The 2,992-nt window shown below is 72.8% G+C and carries 2 protein-coding genes and 1 pseudogene; all 3 read left to right on the forward strand.

Annotation, left to right across the window (positions count from 1 at the left end; all coding sequences use genetic code 11):
- Nucleotides 1-1,008 (forward strand): VWA domain-containing protein (locus CCS38_RS15615; protein ID WP_223733875.1); only part of this gene is annotated, 1,008 nt, incomplete at its 5' end.
- Nucleotides 1,009-1,314: 306 nt separating this feature from the next.
- Nucleotides 1,315-2,262, forward strand: a complete 948-nt coding sequence (locus CCS38_RS15620) for a hypothetical protein (protein ID WP_223733876.1) — start codon at nucleotides 1,315-1,317, stop codon at nucleotides 2,260-2,262.
- Nucleotides 2,263-2,421: 159 nt separating this feature from the next.
- Nucleotides 2,422-2,992, forward strand: a pseudogene (locus CCS38_RS15625) (hypothetical protein); the annotation flags it as partial.

A 2,992-nucleotide genomic window follows, 5' to 3' on the forward strand; every position in this document is an offset into this window, starting at 1 on the left:
AAGGAGGGCGCGTCGCGGTCCGGGGGGCTCGGCGGTTCCGCGCCCGTCGTGGCCAGGTGGCTCGGCGACATCCGCCGGTACTTCCCGACCCCCGTCGTGCAGGTGATGCAGCGGGACGCGATCGACCGGCTGGGCCTGTCCGCGCTGCTGCTGGAGCCGGAGATGCTCGAGGCCGTGGAGGCCGACGTGCATCTGGTCGGCACGCTGCTCTCGCTGCACAAGGCCATGCCCGAGACGACGAAGGAGACCGCGCGGGCGGTCGTGCGCAAGGTCGTCGAGCAGCTGGAGAAGCGGCTGGCGAGCCGGACGCGGGCCACGCTGACCGGCGCGCTTGACCGTTCGGCGCGGATCAGCCGCCCCCGGCACCGCGACATCGACTGGGACCGCACGATCCGCGCGAACCTCAAGAACTACCTCCCCGAGTACGGCACGGTCGTGCCGGAGCGGCTGATCGGTTACGGGCGGGCGGCGCAGTCCGTCAAGAAGGAGGTCGTCCTCTGCATCGACCAGTCCGGATCGATGGCGGCGTCCGTCGTGTACGCCTCGGTGTTCGGAGCGGTGCTCGCGTCCATGCGCTCCCTCGCCACCCGCCTGGTCGTCTTCGACACCTCGGTCGTCGACCTCACCGACCAGATCGACGACCCGGTGGACGTGCTCTTCGGTACGCAGCTGGGCGGCGGCACGGACATCAACCGGGCGCTGGCGTACTGCCAGTCGCGGATCACCCGGCCCGCCGAGACGGTCGTCGTGCTCATCAGCGACCTGTACGAGGGCGGGATACGGAACGAGATGCTGAAGCGGGTGGCGGCGATGAAGGCGTCCGGCGTGCAGTTCGTGACGCTGCTGGCGCTGTCGGACGAGGGGGCGCCCGCGTACGACCGGGAGCACGCGGCGGCCCTCGGGGCGCTGGGGGCACCGGCGTTCGCGTGTACGCCGGACCTGTTTCCGGAGGTGATGGCGGCCGCGCTGGAGAAGCGGCCACTGCCGATACCGGACCCGACGGGCTGACGCGTCCGCCGCGCCACTCCCGGGCGTCCGCCGAGCCGTCCTCGGCGGCGTGTTCGCAGGTCGTACAGCTTTCCGTCAGTCCTCCGTCAGCCTTCCGTCGGTTTTCCGTCGGGTGTCCGTCACCCGCCGATACCGGACATGACGGAGTAACAGTGACAGGTGGCACAGGGGACTTGCGCGGCACATAGCTGCTCATGCAAGTATCTGCGCATCGCTCGATCACCCGCGACGTGCTGTGTGATGCGGGGTGCCCTGAGTGCCTCGCTCCCGGTCGCCGTCCGTACGGGAAGGTCCCCCTTGTCTGCTGTGCTCGCTCTGCCTGCCGCTGTGCGCCTGCCGCGCACCGTGGTCGTGCGGCGTGCGCTGCTGAGCGGGCTCTTCCTGATCGGCTTCGTTGTCCTCGCCGTCGCCTTCGGCGGCGGTACGGCACACGCTGCGGACGCCGGTACGGCCACGGACACCGGCTTCGAGACCGCCACGGCGAGCTCCCCGTCCGGTATGCCCGGCACCACCACGTCCACCTCCTCCACCTCCACCTCGCCCGCCGAATCGGCCACCTCCGACCCGGACGCCAACTCCGCGACGACCGACGGCGATTCGCCGTTCGACGGTTCGGATGCGGCGCTGGAGCGGGAGGCCGCGGAGCGTGAGGCAAGGGCCGCGCAGCAGGCCGGCGCCCGGCTGTCCGGCGGTGCGCAGGAGACCGGGGAGCGGCTGGGCAAGGCCGTACAGCCGCTCACGGACCGCCTGCGACCCGTCACCGACCCGGTCACCGCTCCGGTGGACCAGGTCGTGCAGGACGTACAGCACGCGACCGGCCTCCCGATCCACCTCTCCGGCGTCAGCGCGGAGCAGGGCCGGGACGGCGAGCGGCCGCGGCACGGTGACGCCCGGAACGGCGGCCGCGAGCATGCGGCCGTAGCGGACCGGTGCGGCACGGACCGTATCGCCGACGACCGGCCTACGGCTCCGGTGGACACCACCGGCGGCCCGGACCGTACGGCGGCGCGGGTCGCGGCCGACGGCGCCGGCGACGCACCCGGCCGGGGCGGACTGCCCGGCCACCTTCCGCAGGGCCCGGTCGCACCGGCCCCGCACCTCACCGGCGACGGCAACGGCCCCCGAGGCGGGGACCAGCACGCCGTACTGCCGGGCACGGACCCGCGCTTCGGGCTGGTGCCCGGTGGCGTACGGGCGGCGAGCGGCGCGCCGACGCGCGAGCGCAGCACCGACATCCTCGAATTCCCGGGCTAGGGCAGACCTTCCGCCGGACTCCGACACACGCGCCGCACCGACACACGGTGAGTGAGCGCACGGAGCCGACGGCCGTCAGCACCCCCTAGACCTGCCGCGCGGGGGCGGGACAGGTCTGCCCGTCTCATCTTCCTGGAATTCGAAGGGCTCATCGCCATCATGCGCAACAACATCCGTCGTTCCATCTTCGTCGCCGCTGCCGCCACCGGTCTGTTCGCCCTGGGCACCGCGGGCGCCAGCGCCGCCGAGCTGCCCGTCGACGCCCCTGACGCCGGCGCCCTCACCGGTACCGTCCAGCAGAAGCTGCCGGCCGGCGAGCTGACCGGCACGGTCGAGGAGACCGCGGGCCAGGCGACCGGCACCGTCGAGAACACCGTGGGCGGCGTGACCGACAAGGTGACCGGCGTGCTCGGCGGCGACGTGCACACCATGGACGGCCTGCCCACCGGCCGCGTCGGCGACGCGACCGGCACGCTGAACGACGTCCAGAAGAAGGCCGACCTGAACAAGGTCACCAAGACCGCGAAGGACGCCACCAAGGCGACCAAGGCCGCGGGCAAGGCGACCAAGACCGTCAAGGGCGCCGTCAAGCAGGTCCAGCAGCTCCAGCAGGTCGGCAACGGCCGCCTGCCCGCCGTCCCGTTCCTGCCGGTCCCGGGCGTCCCCGCCCTCGACCTGCGCAGCCTCCCGGTCGAGGCCCCCGCCGCCGAGCTGCCCGCCGAGCTCCCCA

It is taken from the genome of Streptomyces purpurogeneiscleroticus, assembly GCF_020024005.1.
Taxonomy (GTDB): domain Bacteria; phylum Actinomycetota; class Actinomycetes; order Streptomycetales; family Streptomycetaceae; genus Streptomyces; species Streptomyces purpurogeneiscleroticus.